This window comes from Isoptericola sp. Y541 (genome assembly GCF_059445465.1).
In genome coordinates this window covers 1-25,382 of the sequence record NZ_JCAIUJ010000006.1, presented here as the reverse complement: position 1 = coordinate 25,382, position 25,382 = coordinate 1, and the positions used below count along the sequence as shown (strand labels likewise).

The window sequence follows — 25,382 nt, the reverse complement described above, 5'->3', positions numbered from 1 at the left end:
CCGATTTCGACAGGCTCAACCAGTGTGATCAGCTGGTCCCGATGCCCGCTCGGGCCAGGGAGAAGCCCTTGCCCGAGGGGTCGTGGGTGCACGCCATACCCGTCTCGTCGCTGGTGCAGGTGAAGTCGCCCTCGGTGATCGAGTCGCCGTAGTCGAGGACGTCGGTGTCGCCGCCGGCGGCCTTCGGCTGCTCGTCGGCGGGGACGCACGGCTGCGCGACCTGACCCTCGCCGTCGACGGTCACGAGGTAGCCCGTGGTGCCGTCGCAGCCCTCCGTGGGGGCGGGCTGCTGGTTCAGCTCGGCGATGCCGCAGCTCGCGCCGTCGGTGTAGATCGTGCAGGTGATGTTCTTCGACGGGGCCGCGAAGCTGGCCACCTCCTCGCCCTGCGTCGGCGCGGACTCGGACGCCGACGGCGTCGGCGTGGCCGACTCCTCCACGCCCGCGCCCACGCCCGCGCTCGCGCTCGCACCCGGAGACTCCGGCGACGACGACGTGAGGATCTGCACGGCGAAGAACACCGCCACGGCGATGAGCACCACGTCCACCACGATGAACGCGATCCAGCCGGCGGAGAGCCGGCGCTTGCGGCGGGGCGGCTCCGACGGGGGCGAGGCCGATGCCACCGGGTAGGCGTCGCCGGGGCCCTGCGGGGCCGGCTGCGCGTACACGGGCTGCTGCACCTGGGTGGCGGCGGCGTAGGCCTGCTGCGCCTGCGTCGGCTGCGCCGCGTACCCGGGCGAGTACGCCTGCGGGGCGACGGGCGGCGGCGGCACCGGCGCGTGCGCCGTCGGCGCGGGCGCGGATGGCGCGGGGGCAGGCGGTACGGGGGCGTGGACGGCGGTCGCAGCGGGTCCCGGGGCGGCGACCTGTGGGGACGGCTGCTCGGGGCGGGCCGCTGCCGACGGCGCGGTCACCTGCTGCAGCGGGACCTCCGCGCTCGGGTCGACGGACATCGGCCGCCGGTACGCGGACACGACACGGCGCACCCCGGTCGCCGGGGTCGACGGCGCCACGGACGGCGGCCTGCCGTCCTGGCCCGGTGGGGGCGGCGGAACGGTGCCGGACATCTGGACTCCCTCCAGTCACGATCTGCGCCGCTGGGCGGTGCGCCGGGCACCTCGCCGCGACGGCGCACCGGGCAGGATGTCACGATCGGGTCTCACCGGTCGAACCCGCCCTTCCCGGTCACCCGCGACGACGCGGCCGTCCGCCCCCGGGGACCCCGGGAAAGCCGTGCGTCCACCGGAGCCCGAGGTGGCATCATCGTGCGCGAGCCTGCGCGCCCCATCACGCGCGGGACCACCGACCCCGAGGGAGAACCCGTGCCCGCAGAGAACCTGACCCGCGCCGAGGCGATCGAGCGCGCCGGCGTCGTCACCGACGTCGAGTCGTACGCCATCGATCTCGACCTCACCACCGGACCCACGACCTTCGCGTCCACCACCGTGATCCGGTTCTCCGCGTCGCCCGGCGGGAACACGTTCGTCGATCTCGTCGCCCCGTCCGTCCGCGAGATCGTGCTCAACGGCCGCTCGCTGGACCCCGCCGAGGTGTTCGCCGACTCGCGCATCGCGCTGGCCGACCTCGCCGCCGAGAACGAGCTGCGCGTCGTCGCCGACTGCGCCTACACCAACACCGGCGAGGGCCTGCACCGCTTCGTGGACCCCGTCGACGGCGAGGTCTACCTCTACTCCCAGTTCGAGGTGCCGGACGCCCGCCGTGTCTTCGCCACCTTCGAGCAGCCCGACCTCAAGGCCCCGTTCCAGGTGACGGTGACCGCCCCCGCCGCGTGGCAGGTCGTGTCGAACCAGCCGACGCCGACGCCGACCACGCACGCGACCGAGCCCGACACCGCGACATGGACCTTCGAGCCGACCCCGCGCATCTCGTCCTACCTCGTGGCCCTCGTCGCCGGCCCGTACGCCGTGCAGCGCGGCGAGCTGACGTCGTCGGACGGGCGGACCATCCCCCTCGGCGTCTTCTGCCGCTCGTCGCTGGCCGAGCACCTCGACGCGGACTACATCATGGAGACCACCCGCAAGGGCTTCACCTTCTACGAGTCGACGTTCGACGTGCCGTACCCGTTCGACAAGTACGACCAGCTGTTCGTGCCTGAGTACAACATGGGCGCGATGGAGAACCCCGGCTGCGTGACGTTCACCGAGGCATACGTCTTCCGCTCCCAGGTGACCGACGCCGTCCGCGAGCGCCGCGTCGTGACGATCCTGCACGAGCTGGCGCACATGTGGTTCGGCGACCTGGTCACCATGAAGTGGTGGAACGACCTGTGGCTGAACGAGTCGTTCGCGGAGTACGTGTCGACGCTCGCCACCGCCGAGGCCACCGAGTGGGAGGCGGCGTGGACCACCTTCTCCGCCATGGAGAAGACGTGGGCCTACCGCCAGGACCAGCTGCCCTCCACCCACCCGATCGTCGCGGAGATCCGCGACCTGGACGACGTTCAGGTCAACTTCGACGGCATCACCTACGCCAAGGGCGCCTCAGTGCTCAAGCAGCTCGCGGCGTGGGTCGGCCGGGACGAGTTCCTCGGGGGCGTGTCGGCGTACTTCAAGAAGCACGCGTGGTCCAACACCGAGCTGCGCGACCTGCTCGTCGAGCTCGAGGCCACCAGTGGCCGCGACCTCACCGCGTGGTCGGCGGCCTGGCTCGAGACCGCGGGCGTGAACACGCTGCGCCCGGAGCTCGCCGACGCCGACGGCCGCATCACCGGCTTCGCGGTGCTCCAGTCCGCCCCCGCGGACTACCCCACGATCCGGCCGCACCGCCTCGGCATCGGCTTCTACGACCTCGTGGACGGCAGCCTCACCCGCACCCACCAGGTCGTGATCGACGTCGACGGCGAGCGCACCGACGTGCCGGAGCTCCTGGGCAGGGAGCGCCCCGCGCTCGTCCTGCTCAACGACGAGGACCTCGCCTACGCCAAGATCCGGCTCGACGACGCCTCCCTCGCGTTCGCCGTGGAGCACCTCGGGCAGATCGCGGACCCGCTGGCCCGCTCTCTCGTGTGGGGCTCGGTCTGGGACGCGGTGCGTGACGGCGAGACCCCGGCCTCGGCGTACGTGGACCTGGTGCTCGGCAACATCGCCGCCGAGACGGAGTCGACGACGGTGCGCACCACGCTGAACCAGCTCGGGCTGGCGGCGCGGTCCTACGTGGCGCCCGCGCGGCGTGCGGAGACCCTCGCGCGCATCGGCGACACGCTGTGGGCCCTCGCGCAGGACGCGGCGCCCGGCTCCGACCTGCAGCTGCAGCTCGTGAAGTTCTTCGCGGCGCTCGCGTCGACGCCCGCGCACGTGGTGCCGCTGCGCGGGCTGCTCGACGGGTCGGCCGCCCTGGGCGGCCTCAGCGTGGACACCGACCTGAGCTGGGAGCTGCTCGAGAGCCTCGTGCTCCTCGGCGCCGCCGGCGCCGCCGAGATCGACGCCGGCCTCGCGCAGGACGACACGGCCACCGGCCGGCAGGCGGCCGCCCGCGCGCGTGCCGCGGCGCCGACCGTCGAGGGCAAGGAGGCCGCGTTCGCCTCCGTCGTCGACCGGACCGACGTGCCCAACGCGATCATCCGCGCCACGGCCGCAGGCTTCGTGCACGTCACGGACGCCGCCGTCCTGGAGCCGTTCGCCACCCGCTACGTCGACGCGCTGCTGCCGATCTGGACCACGCGCAGCTACCACATCGCGGAGGAGCTCATCGAGGGTCTGTACCCGGCGCCGCTCGCCTCCGTCGCACTCCGCGACGCCGTCCGGAGCTGGCTCGACGCCCACGCCGACGCCCCCGCAGCCCTGCGCCGCTTGGTCGTGGAGCAGCTCGCCGGCACCGAGCGCGCCCTCGGTGCCCAGGCCGCCGACGCCTGACCGCGAGATAGAGAACCCACCACCTCGAGATAGAGAACCCTGGACGCCGAGATAGAGAACCGAGCCCGCCGAGATAGAGAAGGCGACCGGCCGAGATAGAGAAGGCGACCGGCCGAGATAGAGAAGGTGGTCCCGGCAAGCGAACGCCCCCGGAGGTCCTGACCTCCGGGGGCGTTCGTCGTACCGCCGGTCAGGGCTGCCGCTGTGCGGCACCTCTCGCCCCCGACAGGATGCGGTGCGCCCGCCCGGCCAGCGCGCGCCGCACCCTGACATGGAACGCGTGCGGCTGATCGATGTCCGGCCAGTCGGAGCGGACGATGCGCCAGTCCTGCTCCTCGATGGCTCGCTGCCTGGCGCGCTCCCGACGGCGCACCTCGTCGGGATCCCCGTCCGCCAGCACGGTGTACTTCACCTCGCCGTCGAACTCGATGCCCACCCGAGCCGCGGGCCAGCCCAGGTCCACCCACCTCGGGCCGAGGGACGTCAGGACCGGGATCTGCGTGGTCGGCTGCGGCAGCCCCGACTCGACGAGGCCCCACCTGGTCAGCGTCTCCCCCGGAGACCCCGACCCGCCGTCGGCGACCGCCAGCACCTGGCGGGCTTGGACCACGCCGCGCTTCCCGCGCGACTCCTCGACGATCCGGCGTACGAGCGCGCGGTCGGCGCCGTGTCGCAGGGCGCAGTCCATCACGACGAGAGCGGAGCCGAACGGGAGGCCCCGCGCACAATCGACCGCCGTGCGTTCCAGGCTCGTCACCGGCACCCCCGCGACCTCGTCACGATCACGCGACGGCAGCCTCGTCCAGTGCCGGGTCACGAGGAAGCGGTGGTCCCACGAGTCGTCCTCGCGGCGGATCTGGGGCGGGTACAGCTGCGTGAGGTGCACCCGGTCGGAGAGTCGATAGGTCCACATCCCGTGCAGGAGAGCCGCCGTCTCGTGACTGAACCAGACCTCGCTGTCGAGCTGGCTCCATGCAGCAGACACCCGGGCGAGCACAAGGTCTCGCCGCGCGACCGCAGCCGGCGCGTCGGGGGACGGCGGAGCATAGATGCCGGGGCGCAGACGCGTCAGCTCGGCATCGACCTCCGCGAGTCGTTCGACCTCGGGCAGCCCTCGCGCCGTCAGGAGCGGAGGGAAGGCGGGCGGGATCAGCGGCGGCGGCGCGGGACGTGTCCAGGTCACGGTCGACAGGATGCTGAATCCCGAGCCGTGCCGTCGACGTCGGACCGACGATCTGTGGACAACTCTGACCGAGGCCCTCCTGGGGGCAGGCTTCTCTATCTCGCGCTGACTGCTTCTCTATCTCGTCGCCGGGGGTTCTCTATCTCGGCGGGAGGGGGTCTCTATCTCGCGGTGCGCACGGCGTCGACGAGGGAGCGCAGCCGGGCGTTGTCGAAGAGGTCGTCCAGCAGGACGACGTTGCCCAAGCCGTCGGCGAGCGGCACCTTCCAGTTCGGGTACTCCCGGTCGGTGCCCGGCTGGTTCTGCGCCCGCCGTTCCCCGACGGCGTCCACGAGCTGCACGCCCACGAGGGCTGCCGGGCTCTTGCGCAGGTACCGGTGCAGCCCCTCGACGATCTCTCGCTCGGACGGGTGGTCGGACACCAGGCCCCGCATGGCCAGGGCCAGCACTGCGGCGTCCCGCTCGGCGCGGGCGGCGCTGCGCAGCTCCTGCGCGTTGTCGGCGAGGAGGCCGAGGCGTTCGCGCAGGTCCACGTGCTCGCCCGCGAGATAACCCGCGGTCGGCGGCATGTCGTGCGTGCCGACGGTCGCGAGCGACGACCGGCGGTACTTCTCGGGCTCGAGCGGGCGGCCGTCCTCCTTCTCGAACCAGAGCACGGACGTGCCGAGGACGCCCCGGTCGGCGAGCTCGTCGCGCACCCAGGGTTCGAAGACGCCGAGGTCCTCCCCCACCACGAGCGCCCCGGCGCGCCGGGCTTCCAGGCAGAGGATGCCGACGAGCGCCTCGTGGTCGTACCGCACGTATGCCCCAGAGGCCGGTTCGATGCCGTCGGGCACCCACCACTGCCGGAAGAGGCCCAGCACGTGGTCCACCCGCAGCGCGCCCGCGTGCCGCAGCACCGTGCGCAGCATGTCGCGGTACGGCGCGTACCCGGCACGCGCGAGCGCGCGAGGGTTCCACGGCGGCTGCGACCAGGCCTGGCCCTGCTGGTTGTACATGTCCGGCGGCGCGCCGACGGAAACCCCCCTGGCCAGCACGTCCCGATGGGCCCACGCGTCGGCGCCCTCGGGGTGGGCGCCCACGGCCAGGTCGTGCATGATGCCGATCCGCATCCCGGCCTCGCGCGCCACCCGCTGGGCCGTCTGCTTCTGCTCGTCGGCCACCCACTGCAGCCAGGTGTAGAACTCGACCCGCTCGGCGAGCTGCTCGCGCAGGGCGGCGACGGCGGGCGACGCCGGGTCACCGAGCTCGTCGGGGCGGGGGCGGCTGCCGAGGTGCTCGGCGATCGCGCACCAGGTGGCGAAGTCGCGCAGGCCGGTGCCCTCCTCGGCGACGAACTCCTCGTAGGCGGCCTCGCGGGCGGCGCGCCGCGGCGCCGTGAACACCACCTCGAGGGCCGCCTTCTTCGCCTCCCAGACGCCGTCGCGATCGATCGCACCCGGGTCGGCCTCGAGGTCGCGCACCGGGTCCGCGGCCCACTCCACGAGGGAGCGGTCGGCCGCCGAGAGGTACGCGGTCTCCGGGATGTCCTCCACCCGCACGTACAGGGGGCTGAGGAAGCGCCGGCTCGTCGGCAGGTACGGCGACGCCGTCAGCGGCGTCACGGGCTCCGTGGCGGACAGCGGGTTCACCCCGACGAAGTCGGCCCCGGCGCGGTGCGCGGTGAGCCAGGCGAGGTCGGTCAGGTCGGCGAGGTCGCCCACGCCCCAGGACGTGCGCGAGCGCACGGAGTAGAGCTGCACCAGAAAGCCCCACCACTGGTCGTCCTCGAGCCCCGAGGGCAGCTCCAGCCGGCGCGGCGTGACGACGACGGTGGCCCGGGTCTCGTGCCCCTCCGTGAGGGCGTGCAGGGCGTGCCAACCCAGCGGCAGGTCGCCGGGCAGGGCGAACGCGGCGCGCCCGACACGCCGCCCGTCCACGGTCCGGGGCTCGACGGTGACGTCCAGCTGCTCGAGGTCGCGGCGGGGCCGCACGGCGTGCTCCCGCGCCGCGGGCTCGGCGCCGTCCACCTCGAGCCAGACGTGCACGGCCGCGCCGTCGGTGACGTGCACCGGGATCTGCGTGTCCGAGCCCTCGCGCACCACGACCGTGGGGGGCAGCACGGCCCGCCACTCGTCGTCGTGCGCGCGATGCAGGCTGTGGGTCACCTGTTGCGGGGAACCGGCGGGCACGCCCAGCGCGGCGAGGACGGCGACGAGCGTCGACGCGGGCGACGGCACCTCCTCGCCGCCGAACCCGTCGTGCTCGGTGAGCACGCCGTGCGCCGCGGCGAGCTCGCGCAGCTCGTCGCCGGCCAGATCCGCGGCCTGGTCGTCGTGCTGGTCGTCGTGCTGGTCGTCGTGCTGGTCACCGGCCTGGTCGTGCTGATCGTCGGGCGTCACGTCCGCCGCCCCTCGGGCGCATCCGCGCGCGCGTCGTCGGGCGTCTCGTCCGGGGTCGGCAGGTCCTCGCTCACGGGACGATCCTGCCATCCCGTGCGGTACCCGGCAGTCCGCCCACGCGGCGCCGGACCGGGCCGGGCGCCCGTTTCATCGTGCTGCCCGCGATCGTTACCGTGGTCGGGTGACCCCCCTCGTACTCACCATCCACTCCGATGCCCCGACGTCGACGAGCCTGGCGCCGACCCCCACGCCGAGCCCTTCCGACACCGGCGGCATGGTCGAGGAGGGCGCCAAGGCGGCCGCCGAGGCGGGCAACGCCTTCTGGGACTGGTTCACCAGCTGGCCCCTGCACATCCTGATCATCCTCGCGATCGGCGGCCTGGTGCTTGCGCTGCTGCGCCGCGTGATCGGGCACGTGACCGAGCGCATCGCCACGGGGGCCGGCACGAAGACGACCGACGTGGCCGCGTCGAGCGAGTCGCCCGGCACCTGGCGCGGCTACCTGCGCCGCACGACGTTCGTCGAGGACGCGCTCGCGCTCGCCAACCCGCTGGCGGGCGCCCAGGCCAGCCAGCGGCGTGCCCAGCGCGCCCGCACCGTGGGCTCGGTGCTGCGGTCCACCGCCAACATCGTGGTCGGCACGATCGTGGCGTTGATGATCCTGCAGCAGCTCGGTCAGCCGGTCGGTCCGCTGGTCGGCGCGGCTGGGATCACCGGCGTCGCGCTGGGCTTCGGCGCGCAGAGCCTGGTGAAGGACTTCATCTCCGGCATCCTGCTGCTGGTGGAGGACCAGTTCGGCGTGGGCGACACGGTCGACCTGGGCTCGGGCGCCGTCGGCACCGTCGAGGAGGTGCAGCTGCGCGTGACACAGGTGCGGGCCTTCGACGGCACCCTCTGGTACGTGCGCAACGGGGAGATCCTGCGGGCGGGCAACCTCACCCAGCAGTGGTCGCGCGCGGTCGCGGAGGTGCGCGTGCCCGTGCACGCCGATGTCGAGGTGGTACGGGCCGCCCTCGGTCGCGCGGCCGGCACCGTCCAGGCGGACCCCGCGCTGTCCCCGCTGCTGCTCGAGGCCCCGTCCGTGCGCGGGGTCGACGCCGTGAACGACATCACGATGACCTTCACGCTGCACGCGCAGACGCGCCCCGGCGACCAGTGGACGGTCTCGCGCGAGATGCGCCGGCTCGCGCAGGCCGAGCTCCGCGGGGCGGGCGTGCTGCGCTCCGGTGCGGACGCCGAGACACGTGCGCTGGAGCAGGGCGTCGACTCCGAGGACTGACGGGAGCGCGCCTGCGGTCAGTAGACGAGCAGCGGGTCCATCTGCGCGGCAAGGTCGTCCGCCTCGGGGCCCACGATGACCTGCACGACGCGACCCGACCGGACCACGCCGAACGCGCCCGATGCCTTGAGGCCCGGCTCGTCGACCAGGGCTGGGTCGCTCACCTCGACCCGTAGCCGGGTGATGCAGGGCTCGAGTTCGACAACGTTCCGGCTGCCGCCGAGCGCCGCGAGGATGTCGTCCGCCTTGTGCGCCGAGTTGGTCATAGGGGCCTCCCGTGGAGTGCGTCGTTGCAGGTCCGTGACCAGCGTAACCCCCCGGGCGTGCGGTCGGGGGCAGCAGCACCGCGGGTGTCTGGGAGGATGGCCCGGTGACGGACCAGACTTCACCCGTGCCCTCCCCCGAGTCCTTCTACGACGCCGTCGGGGGGCACGCGACGTTCGAGCGCCTGGTCGACGTCTTCTACGAGGGCGTCGCGACGGACGAGGTGCTGCGCCCCATGTACCCCGAGGAGGACCTCGGCCCCGCAAAGGTGCGGTTCACCCTGTTCCTCGAGCAGTACTGGGGCGGCCCGACGACGTACAGCCAGCAGCGGGGGCACCCGCGCCTGCGCATGCGCCACGCGCCGTTCCGGGTGAACCGCGACGCCCGCGACCGCTGGCTGCACCACATGCGCGCCGCCATCGACACGCTGGACCTCGCCCCGATGCACGAGTCGCAGCTGTGGGACTACCTGGAGCGCGCCGCGTTCTCCATGATCAACACCTTCGACGAGTGACCCGCCGAGTGAACCGAGGAGTGAGCGTGAGCGAGACGACCACCACCACGCCCGCCCCGGGGGCCATCCCGGACGCCCTGGACCGCCTCCTGGCCGCGCTCGACCTGCGCGAGGTCGAAGGCTGGGGCCCGCGCGGCGAGGACGACCTGTGGCGCGGGGACAGCGTGCCCGGCCCGGGCCGGCGCGTCTACGGCGGGCAGGTGCTCGCCCAGGCGCTGCTCGCGTGCGGCCGCACCGTCACCGACGACCGGCTGCCGCACTCCCTGCACTCATACTTCCTGCGGGAAGGGAAGCTCGAGGCGCCGATCGACTTCGCCGTGGAGCGGCTGCGCGACGGGCGGTCGTTCAGCGCCCGCCGCACCCACGCCCTGCAGGCCGGGGGGCCCATCCTGTCGCTGACGGCGTCGTTCCAGGTGGATCAGCCGGGCTACGAGACCTTTGCCCCAGGGCCCGACGGCGTCCCCGCGCCGGAGGACGTGCCGTCCGCGATCGAGGTGCTCCAGGGTCTCGACCACCCCGCGGCGCGCTTCTGGTCCCACGAGTCCGCGTTCGACCTGCGGCACGTGGGCAGGTCGCTCTACCTCGGCCCCGACCCGGAACCGAAGCCCACGCAGCAGGTGTGGGTCCGCGCGCGGCACGCGATCGACTCGGACGACCGGCTGCTGCACCGCGCGCTGCTGGCGTTCGCCTGCGACCAGGTGATGCTGGAGCCCGTGCTGCGCCAGGCCGGCAAGTCGTGGACCGACGTGGGCGCCACGGTGCCGATGGCGAGCCTCGACCATGCGATGTGGTTCCACCGCGACGCGCGCGCGGACGACTGGCTGCTCTACGTGCAGGAGTCGCCCGGCGCGCAGGGCGGGCGGGGCCTCGGCCTGGCCCGCGTGTACGACCGCGAGGGTCAGCTGGTCGCGAGCATCGCGCAGGAGGGCATGCTCCGGCTGCCCGCCTGACGGGCGCTGGCGTCAGCGGCGGCGGCGGAACTCGACCGGCTCCTCGGCGAACTGCTCCCAGGTCGCGCGCTCGTCGCCGGTGAGGCGCCGCGGCGCTCCCGTCGCGGCGTCGACGACGACGATCGTCGTCACCGCCCGCACGTACGCCTTGCCCCCGGACGCCGGACCTGAGCGCGGGAAACCGCCCGGCACCCCGTCGTGCACCTCGTAGCAGACCTCCAGGCTCGCGCCCCCGAGCGAGCCGATCCACATCTCCACGCGCACCGGGGTGCGCGAGAACGCCAGCGGGCGCAGGTACTCGATCTGCTGCCCGGCCACCAGCGTGTGCGACGTCGCGTGCGGGCCCGTGTCGAGGATCGCGGTGGGCCACTCCTCGCCGGCCACGGCACCCTCGTGCCTCCAGAACGCGGTGATGCGCGCGTCCTCCAGGAGGCGGAACATCGCGACGTTGTTGACGTGCTGGTACGCGTCGAGATCGGACCAGCGCAGGGGGACGGGGACGTGCAGACGGGTCATGGGTCGCATGGTCGCACGCCGCTCGGGCGGCTCAGGAATCGGCGGGGATCGGACGGGAATCGGCCAGGAATCGGCCGGGAATCGACGCGAGCCGCACCCCGTCAGCCGGCCGCTATCGCCGCGGCCGCGCGGCAGCGCGCGAGGGCGCCCAGCTCGTCGGTGACCGGGCCGCGGACCAGCGTGTCCGCGACACCCGTCACGGACGCCCGCAGGCGGCGGCGGGCCCGCGTGGAGCGCCGCCGCGCGCCCCAGGCCGCGGCCGCCCGGGCGACCAGCGCGAGCAGCAGGCCGGCCAGCAGGCCGCCGAGCGCCAGGAGGGTCGGCCACGGGACCTCGAGGACTCCGCCGCCGGCGCCGGTGAGGTCCACCGAAACCACGGGCAGGATCAGCGCGGGCAGCCGGAAGTACTCCAGCACGGCGGCGGCCGCGAGCCACAGCAGCCCCACGACCACGGCGGCGAGCAGCAGCCACTGCACGGCGCCGGCCACCGCCCACCACCGCGGGCGGCGGGCCGCCTCGAGCTGCGTGCCCACCACGGCCTGGTCCAGGTCGCCCGGCAGCCGGTCGATCGCGTCCTGGGCGCGGGCGCGCGCCACCAGCACCCATGGATCGGGCGCGCCATCGGTCACCTCGTCGACGTAGCGCCGCACGGCCGAGGCCGCGGCGGCGCGCACGGCGGGCCGGGTGGTGGGCAGCGAGCTCCGCACCAGATCCGGCCGGTCCTGCGGCTCGCCCTCGTCGTCGCGGCGCAGGCCGAGGCGGCGCAACGGGTCGCGCCGCAGCCGGGACATCCAGCGCGTCACCGGCCATCCGGTGGCGAGGTGCGCGTCGCGACGATGCGCGGCGGCCACCGCCCGGGCGACCGTGGGAACCCCCGCCGCGTCCTCGAGGGCGGCCACCAGAGCGGCGGCGGCGCGGTCCCCCGGGCGGAGCGACGGGCTCGCACCGCAGGCGTCGGAGATCCGCTGCGCCGCGGCCCGCAGGTCCGCCGTGAGGCGCGCGGTGGCCGCCTCGCGGCGCGCCGCGGCGTCGGCGAGCAGCCCCCTGAGCTGGTCCATGCCCTGCCCCGTGGCCGCCGACGCCGCCAGCACCCGCGAGCCGTCGAGCCCGTCGGCGGCGACCAGCCGGCGCAGGTCGGCCAGCATGGCGTCCGTCTCCGCGTCGGAGAGCCGGTCCACCTGGTTGAGCACCACCACGACCACCTCGGCCCGCCCGGCCAGCGGGCGCAGGTACCGCTCGTGCAGCGCGGCGTCGGCGTACTTCTGCGGGTCCACCACCCACACCAGCAGGTCCGCCCGCTCGACCAGGCGCTCGGCCCGCACACGGTGCTCCACGACCACCGAGTCGTGGTCCGGCAGGTCCAGCAGCACCAGCCCCGTCGAGATGCCCGCCGGGCCACGCCGCCCGCGCAGGCGGGCCAGGCCGCGCCGTCCGTTCCGGCCGGCGGGCTCGTCGTCCGTCGTCGGCACCGGCATCTCCACGCGCCGCCGGACCTCGAGCCAGTCGAGCAGCGGGCCCGCGCCCTCGCCCCACACCGCCGCGACGGCGTGCGACGTCGTGGGCCGCCGCACGCCGACGGTCGCGACCTCAGTACCCGTGACGGCGTTGAGCACGCTGGACTTGCCCGACCCGGTGGCTCCCGCGAGCGCCACCACCGTGTGCTCCGCCGACAGCCCGCCGCGCTCCCGCGACCGCGTCACGACGCCGCGCGCCTCGTCGAGGAGCGCGCGGTCCAGCCGGCCGCTCGCCGCCACCACCGCCGACTCCAGCGCCCCGGTACGGTCCGCGAGATCGATGCGGCTCACTCGTCCTCCTCCTCGCGCCGGTCGCGGCCGCGCCACCGCGACCACCATCCGCCCCGGCGCACGGGGGCGTCCGCGACGGGCTCACCCTCGGCGGCATCCCCCACCTCGCGGCCGTCGGGCCCGAGCGGCGCCCGAGGTGTCCCCGCCCCGCGCAGCAGGCCGCCGCTCCAGGGCCGCGTCGCGCCCTCGTCGGGGACGGACCGGGCGGCGCGCTCGGCGCGGGCGGCCGCGGCGACGCGGTGGGCGGCGGCGCGCACGCCGTCGGCCCCCGTGGTCTGCGTCCCGAGCGCGTCGAGCTGGGCGGTGTACCGGGCCGCCTGCCCGCGCAGCACGGCGTCGACGCGCCGCTGCAGCCGCTCCTTCGCCTGGGCGGCGAGCTGCCGCACGGCCTCGTCGCCGAAGACGGCCTCGAGCAGCTTCTGCGCCACCACCGCCGTGCCGCCCGCGATGCCGATCTCGGCGCCGGTGAGCCCTGCCGTCGAGGCGAAGACGATCACCATGAGGCTGACGCCCAGCGCGTTGACCCCGAACGAGACGGCGCGGGCGGTGCCGCGCTTGGACGCGCCTTGTTCGCGCACGAGCGCCAGCACGTCCTCCTGCCAGCCGCGGATCTGCTCGGCCACCTCCCCGCGCAGCGCGGCCGGCACGCGCGCCAGGTCCAGACCCTCCAGGAGCGCCGCGCCCGCCGAGTCGCCGCGCCAGGCCACGTAGGTGCGCTCCGCCGCCTGCTCGGCCGCGTCGAGGATGACGGACTCCAGGCCGTGCGCGATGGCCTGCTCCACCTGCGGGGCCTCCTTGGGCCGGCCCCGGAAGAAGCGCACCACGGCGTCGCGCGCCCGGCCCACGCCCGCTTCGACGGAGCGGAAGAACTCACCCGTGCCGACGAAGTCCTGCCAGCGCGCGAGCACCTCGCCGCGCAGCAGCGCCCCGTCGGAGGTCGCCGCCTCCACCTGCTCCAGCGCCTCGGCGTGGTAGCGGCGGACGGCGTCGCGCAGCCGGGCGTCGGCCACCTCCTGCCCGTCCGCGGTCTCCGCGAGCGCGACGGCGCGGCGCACCAGGTCGTCCACCACGCCGTCCCGCGTGGCCGCGATGACGCGGGCCCGCGCCTCGGGGTCGCCACCGAGGCCGGACAGCCAGGTCGCGACCTCGGCCACCGCGGCCTCGGGCAGCAGTCCGTCCACCAGGGCACCGGGTCCCGACTCCGCCGCCTCGGCGAGCACGAAGACGCGCGCGTCGCCCAGCCCGTGCTCGGCCGTCATGCGGCGCAGGTCCTCGGCCACCACCTCGGCGCCCGGGTCCACCCGGTCCAGCACGATCGCGACCTGCGCGCGACGGCGCGCGGCCTGGCCCAGCAGGTCCCACGGCACGGCGTCGGCGTAGCGCGCCGCCGTGGTGACGAAGAGCCACAGGTCGGCCGCGCCCAGCAGCTGCGTGGCCAGCTCGCGGTTCGCCGTCTCCACCGAGTCGATGTCGGGCGCGTCCAGCAGGGCGAGCCCCTGCGGCAGCGCGTCGCTCGCCACCAGCCGCAAGGCCGCGGGGCCCTCCCCCGACGCGGTGCCCGACGACCTGTCGGACACCACGTCCGTCCGGGCGGTCCCCGTGCCAGGCAGGGTCCCGGAGGTGGTGACCCGCGCCAGCCCGGGTAGCACCCGGTCGGTCGTGAACCAACGCGCGTCGAGCGGGTGGTGCACCAGCACGGGCGCCCGGGTCGTGGGCCGCAGCACGCCCGGCGCCGAGACCGGCTCGCCCAGCAGCGAGTTCACGAGCGTCGACTTGCCCGCCCCGGTGGAGCCGCCGACCACGACCAGCAGCGGCGCCCGCTCCGACCGCAGCCGCGGCAGCAGGTAGTCGTCGAGCTGGTCGACCGCCTGGCGCAGGTCGGCCCGCGCGGCGGCCACTCCCGGCGTCTCCAGCGACAGGCGCAGCGCCGCGAGACGTGCGCGCAGCGCGTCGAGGGACTCCACGAGCGCGTCGGTCGACGGACCCGGCGGGTCCGGCGCGTCCTGCGGCCGGTCGTCCGCCTGGCTCCCAGGGGTCGGGGCAGGCGCGGCGTCCGGGTCCGTCATGAGCCCAGTGTGCCCACGACCGACGATCGCCGCAGGTCCGGGGCCGTTCCGGGGCAAGGCGCCGGTCCGGTCAGGGTCCGAGGCGGCGGCGCAGCCAGGCCACGCAGGCCCCGCCCTGGGCACGCTGGAAGGCGCGGACGTGCGGGATGCCCGGGGGCGGCGGCTGCAGGGACGAGCGCACGAAATACCCGGTGAGGGCCACGAGGTACGCCGTGACGGCGGCCTGGTCCGTTCCCGCGGGCAGCGGCCGGCGGCGCAGCACCTCCTCCGGCTCCGGGCCGCCCTCGACCTGCACGGCCGGCAGCATCCCCACGAGGTCGCAGAACGCCGCCCCGCGCGCCGCGTTGGGCCAGTCGACGGCGAGCGCCCGCGTGCCGCCGCCCGGCCCGTCGGCCACGAGCAGGGCGTTGTCGCCCCGCAGGTCGCCGTGCACCAGCGCGCTTCCGGCGACCGCGGCCGGGGCTCCCCGCTCGACGTCGGCGAGCCGGTCGAGGTGGTCGGCCAGCCACGGGTCGTAGGTCGCGAGCCCGGCCGGGGTCTCGGCCGCGAGCAGTCGCATCTGCTCGGTCGGGAGCTCCGACGCGAGGTCGGGGAGCGCGCCCGCGGCGACGGTGTGCTCGCTCACCGCGACCGCGAGGTCGAGGACGGCCCGGAGGTCGCCGTCGTCCCAGGGCATCGTCGGTCCGCGGCCGTCGAACGTCTCGAAGGCGAGTGCGACCCACGCCTCCCGACCCGCAGCGCCGGGCGCCGGGATCTCGGTGGACCACAGGATCCGCGGCGTCGGGACGCCGTCGGGCAGCAGCGCCGCGCGCCGCGCCTCCTCGCGGTACATCCCGACCGTGAACGGGTGCTCGGGCCCGATCGCCTTGACGAACACCGCGCCGTCGTCGGTGCGCAGCGTGGAGGCGAGCCCTTGCGAGTAGCCGCCGTCGTGGCTGGTCCAGCTCCTGACGGTCGCGCCGAGGCGGGACTCGATCGCGGCCCGCACGGGCGCGGGCAGCCCGGGCCAGACGGGGCGGGTCCGGGTGGGGCTCGTGGCGCTCATCCCGGGAGTATCACCGGCCAGGGCGGTTCACCCCAATCATTTTGTGGCCCGCGGACGGGTGGGGCAGGGCATGGGTGCCCGTAGTGCCGGAAGAGCAGGTCGACGTCGGTGGAGTAGACGTTGAGCCGGACCAGGTCCGCGAGGGTCATGTCGGCCGCGTCGAGCACCGCCTCCAGGTTGTCGAGGCTCAGCGCCAGCCGCGCCGCCATGTCGCCGTCGTGCCGGGATTCACCGCCGGCACCCATGGCCGTCTGGCCCGAGATGCACAGGGTCCGGCTGTGCCCGGAGACGGCCTCGCCCTGATTGCCCCCCCTCCACCGACCACGTCGCCAGGTTGACCGCCGTTCGTTCCGTCGCCACATCAGCTCCATTCGACTCGTGGGGCACGCCCGCCCGCCGGCTCGATGGCCGCCCGGGTTCCGGACCGACCTGACCGGGCTGACCGGGCTGAACCACGACGAGGCACTGGCCCTGCTGACCGCCGGGTCGAAGGGAGGCGGCCAGGTGTTCGGCCTCGGCTCGGCGCTTGCCTCGGCCCCGCGCAAGGGGGTCGACGCGCTGCCCCAGAACCACCGCACCACCGCGTTCGACGTCGCCCAGCGCTTCCTCGTCGACCCGGAGACCGACCTGCTCTCACGCCGGCACGTCACCGAGAAGGTGCACGGTGGACCCGATCGGCCTGGTCACCGTGCGCGCCAAGGGCTACCTGCTGGCCACGACGTCCGGCGCGGACCGTACCTACCGGATGTCCCGGATCCTGGCCGCCGAACTGCTGCCCGAGCCGGCCCAGCGTTCCGACAAGGTCGACCTGGGCCAGGCCTGGCGGGAACGTAGCACCCGATTCAGGGCGGCGGCGAGCAGGTCAGCGTGCGGCTTCGGATGAGCCCGGCGCGGCGCGAGGAGCTGGTGGGCACCGCGCTGGCCGTCCACTCCGAGGAACCTGACGACCATGGCTGGCTGCGGCTGGAAGCGACGTTCCAGGACTCACGTCACGCCGAGTGGGCGCTGTGGCAGCTCGGCACGGACGCGGAGGCGCTGACCCCGCCGTCGTTGCGCGCGCCGCCCTGCGCGAGCGTGCGGCCGCCCCCGCCGCGCGCTACGGAGACCCCGACTCAGGCGCCACGACGACCGACGCCCCCGGCACCTCGGGGGTGTCGGGGGCGTCGCGCGCGGTGGCGTGCTCGCAGTCGCGCTCAGTCGCGCGTGAGCTTGCGGTAGGTCACGCGGTGCGGGCGCGCCGCGTCCGCGCCCAGTCGCTCGACCTTGTTCTCCTCGTAGGAGGCGAAGTTGCCCTCGAACCAGTACCAGTTCGCCGGGTCCTCCTCCGTGCCCTCGTAGGCGAGGATGTGCGTCACCACGCGGTCGAGGAACCACCGGTCGTGGGAGACCACGACGGCGCAGCCGGGGAACTCGAGCAGTGCGTTCTCCAGCGAGCCGAGGGTCTCGACGTCGAGGTCGTTCGTCGGCTCGTCGAGCAGGAGCAGGTTGCCGCCCTGCTTGAGCGTGAGCGCCAGGTTGAGCCGGTTGCGCTCACCGCCGGACAGCACGCCCGCGGGCTTCTGCTGGTCCGGACCCTTGAAGCCGAACGACGCGACGTACGCGCGGGACGGGATCTCGACGTTGCCGACCTTGATGAAGTCGAGCCCGTCGGAGACGACCTCCCACAGCGTCTTCTTGGGGTCGATGCCGCCGCGCGACTGGTCGACGTAGGAGATCTTCACCGTGTCGCCGATCTTGAGCTCGCCGCCGTCCAGCGGCTCCAGGCCCACGATCGTCTTGAACAGGGTCGTCTTGCCGACGCCGTTGGGGCCGATGACGCCGACGATCCCGTTGCGCGGCAGCGTGAAGCTCAGGCCGTCGATCAGCTGGCGGCCGTCGAAGCCCTTCTGCAGGCCGGTGGCCTCGAGGACCAGGCTGCCCAGGCGCGGGCCCGCGGGGATCTGGATCTCCTCGAAGTCGAGCTTGCGCGTCCGCTCCGCCTCGGCCGCCATCTCCTCGTAGCGGGCCAGGCGGGCCTTGGACTTGGTCTGGCGGCCCTTGGCGTTCGAGCGCACCCACTCGAGCTCTTCCTTGAGACGCCTCGCGCGCTTGGCGTCCTTCTTGCCCTGGACCTGCAGGCGCTCCTGCTTCTTCTCCAGGTAGGTGGAGTAGTTGCCCTCGTACGGGTAGAGGCGGCCGCGATCGACCTCGCAGATCCACTCCGCGACGTGGTCGAGGAAGTACCGGTCGTGCGTCACGGCGAGGACGGCGCCGGGGTACGCCGACAGGTGCTGCTCGAGCCACAGCACCGACTCCGCGTCCAGGTGGTTGGTGGGCTCGTCGAGCAGCAGCAGGTCGGGCTTCTCCAGCAGCAGCTTGCACAGCGCGACACGCCGTCGCTCACCGCCGGAGAGCACCGTCACGTCGGCGTCCGGCGGCGGGCAGCGCAGCGCGTCCATCGCCTGCTCGAGCTGGGAATCGAGGTCCCACGCGTCCGCGGCGTCGATCTCCTCCTGCAGCGTGCCCATCTCGGCGAGCAGCGTGTCGAAGTCCGCGTCCGGCTCGGCCATGAGGGCGGAGATCTCGTTGAAGCGGTCGATCTTGGCCTTGATCGGGCCGACCGCCTCCTCGACGTTCCCGAGCACGGTCTTGTCCTCGTTCAGCGGCGGCTCCTGCAGGAGGATGCCCACCGTGTAGCCCGGAGACAGCCGGGCCTCGCCGTTGGACGGCTGCTCAAGGCCGGCCATGATCTTGAGGATCGTGGACTTCCCGGCGCCGTTGGGGCCGACGACGCCGATCTTGGCGCCGGGATAGAAGTTCAGCGACACGTCGTCGAGGATGACCTTGTCACCGTGCGCCTTGCGCGCCTTGTACATGGAGTAGATGAACTCAGCCACTGGCCCTGCTTCCACCGTTCGATCGCACGGAGAATCCGGAGATTCGGTTCGAGATGTGTCGAGACTGACGGCTCCGGCGGGAAGGCTGGAGGACCGGCATCTCGGCCGGTCCACCAGCCTACGCGACACGCGGGCCTCAGCCACCGACCGGTACCGGCTCCTCGTCCGGCACGGGCTCGTCCTCGAGGGCGTCGGCACCCGCCGGCGTCCCGGCCCACGGGTCCTCCGCGGGCCCGACGTCGGAGCCCCCCGTCGCGTCGCCGGCCGCCCCGCCGTCGGCCCCGGCCCCGTCGCCGCGGTCCACGACGCGCGTGAACCGTGCCAGCCCCCGCGTGACGTCCGGGCCGACGGCGTTCGCGTCGATGACGAGCTGCCAGCGGTCCTTGCCCTCCCGGTCCTGCCACTCTTCGGTGGACAGCCGGCCCGTCACGACCACCGGGTCGCCCTGCGCGAGGGACCCCGCGACGTTGCGTGCCCCCGACCGGAACGACTTCACGGTGAACCACAGGGTCTGCCCGTCGGACCACTCGCCGCTGCGCTGGTCGCGCAGGCGCCGCGTGCTCGCCACTCGGAAGGTGGTCCACTCGACGTCGTTCGGCGACCGGTTCAGCGTCGGCTTGGTCCCGACGAAACCGTTCACGGTGATGCTGACCTCGTTCATGCGCTTCTCCTCGGCTCGCGCCGGCGGGGCGCCGGCGACAGGCCCAGGATCAGTCGCGCGACGCCCTCTCCGGCGAGGCCTTCGAGGAATCTGTGGACGACGACGCCAGATTGCGCCCTGTGGGCAGCGTCAGGACCCCGGTGAGCGGGTGCGACGACGGGAGCTCGGTGGCCGCCTGCGCCAGCTCGCGCACCCGGCGGTGCTCCAGCAGCAGCTTCTGCGTCGGCTCGCCGAGCCCCTCGGCGAGCACCCGCTCGAGGGCCGCCCGGCCCGCGGTGGCGACGGCCTGCTCACGACGCCGCGCCAGCCGCCGTCGGGCCGTCGTACCCACGAACCACACCACCACCGCCGCGACCGCGGCGGCGCCGGCGAGCCCGAGGAGCACCGCCGGCCACGGGGAGGCGAGGTCGAGAACGCCCGTGACCGCGAGCACCCCCGCCACCGCCGCCACCAGGGCCACGGCGGCCAGGCTCCACGCCGTCCGGCGCAGCACCCGGGCCGAGGCCGGGCCGCGGGTGTCGAGCGCGAGGCCGCGCAGCGCCCCGGCCACGGAGGTGCGCAGCTGGTCGGCCCCCGCGACGGAGGCGGCCAGCGACCGCTGCCACCCCGGCCGCAGCGACGCCCCGGCGCGGGTGAGCCAGCGGGCCCGCGACAGCGCGACCGCGTCACGGTCCGGCGGCGGCACCTCGGGGCGGCCATAACCGTCGCGCACGGCGTTGCCCACCTGGCTCGCGACGGCCTCCAGGCCCGTCGCGGCGACGAGCGCGTCGAGCTCGCGCTGCACGGCCGGTGCCATCTGCCACGGCACCTCCGCCGGGGTCTGCGCCAGGAGCAGGCGCGCCGCCGCGTCGAGCTCGGCCGCCGCCCGGCCCGCCGCCACCGACCGCCGCGCGCACGCCTCTTCCAGCAGGCCCCGCACGCGGTCGATCCCCTCGCCCGTACGCGCCGAGACGCCCTGCACGTACACGCCGGTGAGGCCGTCGTCCTCCAGCAGCCGGGCCAGGTCGGCGAGCAAGTTCTCCCGTTGCGAGTCGGGGACGGTGTCCACCTGGTTGAGCAGCACCACCATCGACGACTCCGAGCCGACGGAGTCCCGCAGGTAGCCCGAGTGCAGCGCGTCGTCCGCGTACTTCTGCGGGTCCACCACCCACACGAGGAGGTCCACCAGCGGCAGCACCCGGTCGACGACCTCGCGGTGCGCCGGCTCGACGGAGTCATGGTCCGGCAGGTCGAGCAGCACCAGGCCGGCGAGCTTCTCGTCGTCGTCGCCGTCCAGCTCGCCGCCCTGCGTGATGCGGCGCTCGCGGTCCACGCCCACCCAGTCCAGCAGCGCCTCGGCGCCGTCGGACCACGAGCAGGCCGTCACGCGTGCCGTCGTGGGCCGCTTGACCCCGACGTCCGCGAAGCTCAGCCGGGAGACCTTGTTGAAGAGGCTCGACTTGCCCGAGCCGGTGCCGCCGGCGAACGCCACCACCGTGTGGTCGACGCCGAGCGCGAGCCGCTGCCGCACACCGTCGACGGCGGCCGCGACGCGGCTCGACGTCGCGTCGTCGAGCCGGGGGCCGGCGATCTCGAGCGCCTGGGCGAGGTCCTCGGTGCGCGCGCGAAGGGTGGCGTCGTGGGACGGGCCGTTCGTGGCGCCCGCAGTCCCCGCTGCCTCCGCGGTGTCGGCGTTCCCTGCGGACGTCATGTCAGCCTCCTCAGCTCGGCGAGTCGAACGTGCAGCCCCGCGGCCGCGTCGTCGACGGAATCGGGCGGCCCCAGGGCGTCCAGCACGGCCTGCACCTCGGCGTCCACGACGGCGGCCGCGCGGTCGCCGAGGTCGTCGCGCAGGGTGGCGACGGGCCCGTCGGCCTGGTCGCCGAGCACGCGGGCCAGCAGCCGGTCGGCATCGTCGCTGCCCGCGGCGGAGGCAAGGAGCAGCGTCGCGAGCCCGCGAGGGCCGAAGGCCTTGACCGCGGCCGCCAGGCGCGGCGCGCCGACGCTGGTGCCGGACCCGCTGGTGAGCTCCTCGACGAGCGCATCGGCCCGCGCCGCCCAGTCCGCCACGCGCCCCGGGACCCCGGACTCACGCGCGGCGGCCCGAGCGGCGCCGTCCGGCACGACCGCCTCGCCCCCCGCCGGGGCCCCGGGCCCGGCGAGCACGGCGCGCAGGCGCTCCTCGACCCGCGCACCCGACGCGACGAGCGTGCGCGTCGCCGCGTCGAGGACGTCCGACCGCAGCCCTTCCAGGGCCGCCTCGCGGGCCCGGCCGGCCCGCCGGGTGCTGCGTGCACGGTCACCGCGGACCTTCACGCGATCCACGCCCGCGGAGCCGGACAGCTCGCGCCAGCGCGCCTCGACGGACGCGCCCGCGACCACGCCGGCGTCCACCGCGTCGCGGCCCAGCCGCTCGGCCGCCGGGATCTCCTCCTCGGCCCGGCGCCGCAGCACGTCGGCCGCCTCCTGCTGCGCGTCGACCGCGTCCGCCAGCGACGTGACCCAGCCGGGCAGCGCGCCGAGCGCGCCCTTGAGGGTCCGCACGACGACGGCCCGCGACCGGTCGGGGCCGGCGAGCATGGTCAGCCAGCGCCGCACCGGCTGCACGACCGACGGGTCCAGCAGCCCTTCGTGCGGCCCGACGTCGGGGATCACGAACAGCGGGACGTCCGTCATGCCGTGCTCGCGCAGGCGCTGCAGCAGGTCGCCGCGCACCGTGGTGAGCGTGTCCTTCGGGACCCGGTTGAGCACCATGGCCACGGACGCGCCACGCTCGGTCGCCTGGGACAGCGCCTGCCACGGCAGGGCGTCGCCGTAGCGCGCGGCGGTGGTGACGAAGAGCCACAGGTCGGCGGCCTCCAGGAGCTGGTGCGCCGTGGATCGGTTCCGCTGCACGAACGAGTCCAGGTCGGGGGCGTCGAGCAGCGCCGTACCCCGGGGCACGCCCTCGTGCTGCACCACGCGCGACAGCTCCGTCACCGGCCCCGTCGACATCACGTCGGCGTCCAGGGGGTGGTGGGCGAGTACGGGCTCGCGCGTCGTGGGGCGCAGCACCCCGGCCTCGGAGACGCTCTCGCCGAGCAGCGAGTTGTACAGGGTGGACTTCCCGGCCCCGGTCGACCCGGCCACGACGACGACGGCCGGCGAGGACAGCTCCTTGAGCCGCGGCAGCAGGTGCTCGTCCAGCTGGGCGAGCAGCCGGTCCCGGGAGGCCGCCGCGTCCTCGGCGCCCTCGATCGGCAGCGGGAGCTTCACGGCGGCGACGTCGCGGCGCAGGTCGCGGGCGACGTCGTGGACGGTGACGCCGATCTCCTCGCTCGCCCCCGCCGCTCTCCTGCTCGCGGCGCGGCGCGAGGCGCGGGTTTCCAGGGAAGGGGTCACGGGCACATCCTTGCCGTTGGGACCGGCCGTGCCAAACGCGCACGCCGCACGGGCGGGCGATCCCCGTGCGGCGCGCGCCCCGGCCTCCACCGAGCCGGCGGGTCAGCGGCGGCGGAGGCTCTCGTAGATCCGTACGAAGTCCTCCGCGCCGTGCCCCGCGTCGACCTGGCGGCGGCGCAGCTCCTCCACCATGGCGATGGGCGCGGGGTCGACGCCCTGTTCCTCGCTCGCGCGCACGAGGTGCCCCAGGTCCGACCAGTCCAGGGTCTGCGTGGGCACGGAGTAGTCGCCGCCGTCCACCACCTGGGCGTCGACGGCGAAGGCTCCCGTCATCGCGGCGAGGAACGGCGCCGCCCGGCGCGCGAAGCTCCGGGCATCGACGCCGTCGGCGCCCACCATCGCGGCACCGTGCAGGAATCCCGCGAACATCGTGTACATGCCGGACAGCATCGCGAGGTCCAGCAGCGACGCCCGGCCGGGGTCGTTGCCCTCGTACGCGCTCGTGGCCCACCGGTCCAGCAGGCCGCGGGCCTCGAGGAACACGCCCTCGTCGCCGCTGTACAGGATCTCCGCACCGGGGCCGCCGATCATCGGCGGGGTCCCGTCGAGGTACCGCACGTCGTGCCCGGACGCCCAGCGCGCGAGCTCGCGGGCCTCGTTCGGGGTGGTCGTGGTCAGGTTGACGACGGCGCGGCCCCGCAGCTGCTCGACGAGCGGATCGAGCGTCTCGTGCACCGACGCATGGTCGTCGAGGCAGACGACGACGGTCGGCGCCGCGATGACGGCCTCCCGGGCGCCGGGCGCGCGGCGGGCGCCGCGCTCCAGCAGCTCCGCGTCGCGGCCAGGTGACCGGTTCCAGACCGTGACGTCGAGGCCGGCGTCCAGCAGGGTCGCGGCGAGCGCCCGCCCCATGACGCCGAGCCCGAGCAGCGCGACCGACCCCGGCTCCGTCGAGGTCGGGCCGGTCATCGCGGGTCCCGGATGCCGTCGATGACGCGCGTCCAGCTGTCGCCACCGTGACCGTCGTCGATCGCACGGCGGTAGTGCGCCTGGACGGCCCGCGGCAGCCCGACGTCGATCCCCGCCGTCGCGCTGGCGGTGACCAGGTGGTCGGCGGTGGCACCCATCATCGTCGCGGTGCTCAGGTGGCCCGGGTGCCGCCCGGCGTCGATCTGCTCGCCGGTGCTCGCCCCCTCGCCGTCGCCCGCCGCGAGCATCGCGACACAACGCGGCTACGCACGCCTGGCGGTGATTCTCGCCTGAGCTGCATCTATCGCCGCCTGCAATACTGGGACGTCTTCACGCGACGCTCGCGTTAAAGCGTCTTCGACCAGCTTTCCTACCGAGCGCACGCGCGCGAATGCGTGCTGGTCGTCGTGTTGGAGCAACTTCTCCTCGAGGAAGATCAGGCCACCGGCGCTGGCTAAGAAGTCGGGGGCGTACAGAACTCCGGCCTCGGAGAGCGTGCTTGCCAGCGACGGATCAGCGAGGACGTTATTCGCACCGCCTGCGATTATGCGGCACCGAAGTTCCTGGATCGTCGCGTCAGTGAGGACGCCTCCCAATGCGCATGGGGCGAACACATCACAGTGCTCTCGCATCAAAGCGGTCGGCGCAACCACCTCAGCCCCGTACAAGCTCGCGACGCGCACGGCCCTGCTGTGCACGACGTCCGAAATCACCACCTGGGCGTTGTCTGCTCGAAGCATCCTCGTGAGATTCGATCCGACGTTCCCAGCGCCCTGGACCGCCACTCGCTTTCCGGCAAGGTCTCCCGATTCGCCCTGGATTCGGAGACACGCACGAATCGACTCAACGACACCGAGTGCGGTGAATGGAGACGGGTCCCCTGAGTCACACACAGGCGAGGCAATTTGCGAGATGATTGCCATGTCGGCCTGGTCAGTTCCTACGTCATTGACGGGGATGAAACGACCGCCGAGAGTGGCAACATACCGGGCGTGCGCCTGAAGCAAAGCCTCAGATTTATCGGTTGCCGGATCGCCGATTATAAGGCTCGCGCCCCCGCCGAGATTGAGCCCGGCCGCGGCTGCTTTCAGCGTCATTGCTCGTGCGAGTTTCAGCCCGTCGGCGATTGCTTCGGCTTCATCGGAGTACGGCCACATGCGGACGCCACCCAACGCCGGGCCGAGCGTGGCGTCGTGAATCACGATGATGGAGCGCAATCCAGTTGCTGGGTCGGAGCCGAATAGAATTTGCGCGGCCTCGGTCGCCTCGAGCTGACGAAAGATCGATGGGTCACGACCAGGACTCGGTAACGTCTCATCCATTTGTGTTCCGTTCTTCTCGTGCCGCATCTTCGTGGTAAATCGATCGTAAACGCTAGGTGCGCGACGAAACCAGCTTCGCGCGAACCGCACGGTGCCCGAGTTGGTGATGTTAGAGGGCTATTCACGGTCACCATCCCAGGCGGTAGAGCTCGAGGTTCGTGACGATGCGGATCACGCGGGGTAGTTCGGCCAGGCGGCCGCGGTATCCGGTGGCGAGGATCTTCCAGTTCTTCAGGTGGGAGATGGTGCGTTCGACGGCGGCGCGGATGGACGCGACCGAGGCGTTCCAGATCTTGGCGAACTCGGTGCGCTCGGCT

At 74.0% G+C, this 25,382-nt stretch carries 22 protein-coding genes and 1 pseudogene; 6 read left to right on the top strand and 17 right to left on the bottom strand.

The features are described from left to right. Positions 1-28 precede the first annotated feature (28 nt). Positions 29-1,069: a hypothetical protein gene (locus AC1C2V_RS13700; RefSeq protein ID WP_495390182.1), complete on the bottom strand. Its 1,041-nt coding sequence runs from the start codon at positions 1,067-1,069 to the stop codon at positions 29-31. A gap of 255 nt (positions 1,070-1,324) precedes the next feature. Here AC1C2V_RS13700 and pepN point away from each other — a divergent pair, with 255 nt between their 5' ends. Then, the gene (gene pepN, locus AC1C2V_RS13695; RefSeq protein WP_495390181.1) at positions 1,325-3,874 is read left to right on the top strand and encodes an aminopeptidase N; all 2,550 of its coding nucleotides are present in this window, start codon (positions 1,325-1,327) and stop codon (positions 3,872-3,874) included. A 190-nt stretch (positions 3,875-4,064) separates the two neighbouring features. Here pepN and AC1C2V_RS13690 read toward each other — a convergent pair whose 3' ends face one another. Together AC1C2V_RS13690 and malQ are read right to left on the bottom strand one after the other, a co-directional pair. Next, complete coding sequence (locus AC1C2V_RS13690; protein ID WP_495390180.1) at positions 4,065-5,057, bottom strand: type IV toxin-antitoxin system AbiEi family antitoxin; 993 nt, start codon at positions 5,055-5,057, stop codon at positions 4,065-4,067. Between the two features lie 161 nt (positions 5,058-5,218). Continuing rightward, a complete protein-coding gene (gene malQ / locus AC1C2V_RS13685) occupies positions 5,219-7,354 on the bottom strand; it encodes a 4-alpha-glucanotransferase (protein WP_495390429.1) in 2,136 nt (711 codons plus the stop codon). A 265-nt stretch (positions 7,355-7,619) separates the two neighbouring features. Between malQ and AC1C2V_RS13680 the strand changes: the two genes are divergently transcribed. Beyond that, a complete protein-coding gene (locus AC1C2V_RS13680; protein ID WP_495390179.1) occupies positions 7,620-8,717 on the top strand; it encodes a mechanosensitive ion channel family protein in 1,098 nt (365 codons plus the stop codon). A 17-nt stretch (positions 8,718-8,734) separates the two neighbouring features. Here AC1C2V_RS13680 and AC1C2V_RS13675 read toward each other — a convergent pair whose 3' ends face one another. After that, on the bottom strand, positions 8,735-8,983 hold the full coding sequence (locus tag AC1C2V_RS13675) for a PTS sugar transporter subunit IIB (protein WP_495390178.1): 249 nt from the start codon (positions 8,981-8,983) through the stop codon (positions 8,735-8,737). Between the two features lie 104 nt (positions 8,984-9,087). Between AC1C2V_RS13675 and AC1C2V_RS13670 the strand changes: the two genes are divergently transcribed. Together AC1C2V_RS13670 and AC1C2V_RS13665 are read left to right on the top strand one after the other, a co-directional pair. Beyond that, positions 9,088-9,495 (top strand): globin, encoded by a 408-nt coding sequence (locus tag AC1C2V_RS13670; RefSeq protein WP_495390177.1) that lies wholly within the window; start codon positions 9,088-9,090, stop codon positions 9,493-9,495. A 26-nt stretch (positions 9,496-9,521) separates the two neighbouring features. Beyond that, entirely contained in the window at positions 9,522-10,445 is a 924-nt protein-coding gene (locus AC1C2V_RS13665; protein WP_495390176.1) for an acyl-CoA thioesterase, read from the top strand. Positions 10,446-10,457: 12 nt separating this feature from the next. On the opposite strand, the gene AC1C2V_RS13660 is transcribed toward AC1C2V_RS13665, so the two are convergent. The 5 genes and pseudogenes from AC1C2V_RS13660 to AC1C2V_RS13640 form a co-directional block, all read right to left on the bottom strand. Continuing rightward, positions 10,458-10,961: an acyl-CoA thioesterase gene (locus tag AC1C2V_RS13660; RefSeq protein WP_495390175.1), complete on the bottom strand. Its 504-nt coding sequence runs from the start codon at positions 10,959-10,961 to the stop codon at positions 10,458-10,460. A gap of 101 nt (positions 10,962-11,062) precedes the next feature. Then, a complete protein-coding gene (locus AC1C2V_RS13655; RefSeq protein ID WP_495390174.1) occupies positions 11,063-12,766 on the bottom strand; it encodes a GTPase in 1,704 nt (567 codons plus the stop codon). Beyond that, entirely contained in the window at positions 12,763-14,832 is a 2,070-nt protein-coding gene (locus tag AC1C2V_RS13650) for a dynamin family protein (protein ID WP_495390173.1), read from the bottom strand. Before AC1C2V_RS13650 ends, AC1C2V_RS13655 begins: the two co-directional genes overlap by 4 nt. Before the next feature lie 70 nt (positions 14,833-14,902). Continuing rightward, entirely contained in the window at positions 14,903-15,877 is a 975-nt protein-coding gene (locus AC1C2V_RS13645; protein ID WP_495390172.1) for a phosphotransferase family protein, read from the bottom strand. 77 nt (positions 15,878-15,954) lie between these two features. Further along, a pseudogene (locus tag AC1C2V_RS13640) lies at positions 15,955-16,237 on the bottom strand (RidA family protein); the annotation flags it as partial. A 304-nt stretch (positions 16,238-16,541) separates the two neighbouring features. Between AC1C2V_RS13640 and AC1C2V_RS13635 the strand changes: the two are divergent. Both AC1C2V_RS13635 and AC1C2V_RS13630 read left to right on the top strand, forming a co-directional pair. Beyond that, positions 16,542-16,760, top strand: a complete 219-nt coding sequence (locus AC1C2V_RS13635; RefSeq protein WP_495390171.1) for a WYL domain-containing protein — start codon at positions 16,542-16,544, stop codon at positions 16,758-16,760. Continuing rightward, positions 16,757-17,095, top strand: coding sequence for a WCX domain-containing protein (locus tag AC1C2V_RS13630; protein WP_495390428.1), 339 nt, complete (start codon positions 16,757-16,759; stop codon positions 17,093-17,095). The genes AC1C2V_RS13635 and AC1C2V_RS13630 overlap by 4 nt, the downstream gene beginning before the upstream one ends. Here the strand turns inward: AC1C2V_RS13630 and ettA are convergent. The 8 genes from ettA to AC1C2V_RS13590 all read right to left on the bottom strand — a co-directional run. Next, complete coding sequence (gene ettA / locus AC1C2V_RS13625) at positions 17,071-18,753, bottom strand: energy-dependent translational throttle protein EttA (RefSeq protein ID WP_495390170.1); 1,683 nt, start codon at positions 18,751-18,753, stop codon at positions 17,071-17,073. The two genes, AC1C2V_RS13630 and ettA, sit on opposite strands and share 25 nt — an antisense overlap. A gap of 136 nt (positions 18,754-18,889) precedes the next feature. Continuing rightward, on the bottom strand, positions 18,890-19,414 hold the full coding sequence (locus tag AC1C2V_RS13620) for a single-stranded DNA-binding protein (protein WP_495390169.1): 525 nt from the start codon (positions 19,412-19,414) through the stop codon (positions 18,890-18,892). 49 nt (positions 19,415-19,463) lie between these two features. Continuing rightward, the gene (locus tag AC1C2V_RS13615; protein ID WP_495390168.1) at positions 19,464-21,104 is read right to left on the bottom strand and encodes a GTPase; all 1,641 of its coding nucleotides are present in this window, start codon (positions 21,102-21,104) and stop codon (positions 19,464-19,466) included. After that, positions 21,101-22,774 (bottom strand): GTPase, encoded by a 1,674-nt coding sequence (locus AC1C2V_RS13610; protein WP_495390167.1) that lies wholly within the window; start codon positions 22,772-22,774, stop codon positions 21,101-21,103. Before AC1C2V_RS13610 ends, AC1C2V_RS13615 begins: the two co-directional genes overlap by 4 nt. Before the next feature lie 102 nt (positions 22,775-22,876). After that, positions 22,877-23,743 carry an NAD(P)-dependent oxidoreductase gene (locus tag AC1C2V_RS13605; RefSeq protein WP_495390166.1) on the bottom strand — a complete coding sequence of 289 codons (867 nt, stop codon included), beginning with the start codon at positions 23,741-23,743 and terminating at the stop codon, positions 22,877-22,879. After that, entirely contained in the window at positions 23,740-23,991 is a 252-nt protein-coding gene (locus AC1C2V_RS13600; protein ID WP_495390165.1) for an imine reductase family protein, read from the bottom strand. Before AC1C2V_RS13600 ends, AC1C2V_RS13605 begins: the two co-directional genes overlap by 4 nt. Before the next feature lie 15 nt (positions 23,992-24,006). Beyond that, entirely contained in the window at positions 24,007-25,092 is a 1,086-nt protein-coding gene (locus tag AC1C2V_RS13595) for a Glu/Leu/Phe/Val family dehydrogenase (protein WP_495390164.1), read from the bottom strand. Between the two features lie 100 nt (positions 25,093-25,192). Further along, the coding region (locus AC1C2V_RS13590) for a transposase family protein (RefSeq protein WP_495390163.1) at positions 25,193-25,382 on the bottom strand (190 nt) is incomplete at its 5' end.

Coding starts and splice junctions, on each gene's coding strand:
- AC1C2V_RS13675 (WP_495390178.1), bottom strand. CDS start 8,983: ATGACCAACTCGGCGCACAAGGCGGACGACATCCTCGCGGCGCTCGGC.
- AC1C2V_RS13650 (WP_495390173.1), bottom strand. CDS start 14,832: ATGACGGACCCGGACGCCGCGCCTGCCCCGACCCCTGGGAGCCAGGCG.
- AC1C2V_RS13700 (WP_495390182.1), bottom strand. CDS start 1,069: ATGTCCGGCACCGTTCCGCCGCCCCCACCGGGCCAGGACGGCAGGCCG.
- AC1C2V_RS13595 (WP_495390164.1), bottom strand. CDS start 25,092: ATGCGGCACGAGAAGAACGGAACACAAATGGATGAGACGTTACCGAGT.
- AC1C2V_RS13645 (WP_495390172.1), bottom strand. CDS start 15,877: ATGAGCGCCACGAGCCCCACCCGGACCCGCCCCGTCTGGCCCGGGCTG.
- AC1C2V_RS13630 (WP_495390428.1), top strand. CDS start 16,757: ATGAGCCCGGCGCGGCGCGAGGAGCTGGTGGGCACCGCGCTGGCCGTC.
- AC1C2V_RS13660 (WP_495390175.1), bottom strand. CDS start 10,961: ATGACCCGTCTGCACGTCCCCGTCCCCCTGCGCTGGTCCGATCTCGAC.
- AC1C2V_RS13620 (WP_495390169.1), bottom strand. CDS start 19,414: ATGAACGAGGTCAGCATCACCGTGAACGGTTTCGTCGGGACCAAGCCG.
- AC1C2V_RS13600 (WP_495390165.1), bottom strand. CDS start 23,991: ATGCTCGCGGCGGGCGACGGCGAGGGGGCGAGCACCGGCGAGCAGATC.
- AC1C2V_RS13605 (WP_495390166.1), bottom strand. CDS start 23,743: ATGACCGGCCCGACCTCGACGGAGCCGGGGTCGGTCGCGCTGCTCGGG.
- AC1C2V_RS13615 (WP_495390168.1), bottom strand. CDS start 21,104: ATGACGTCCGCAGGGAACGCCGACACCGCGGAGGCAGCGGGGACTGCG.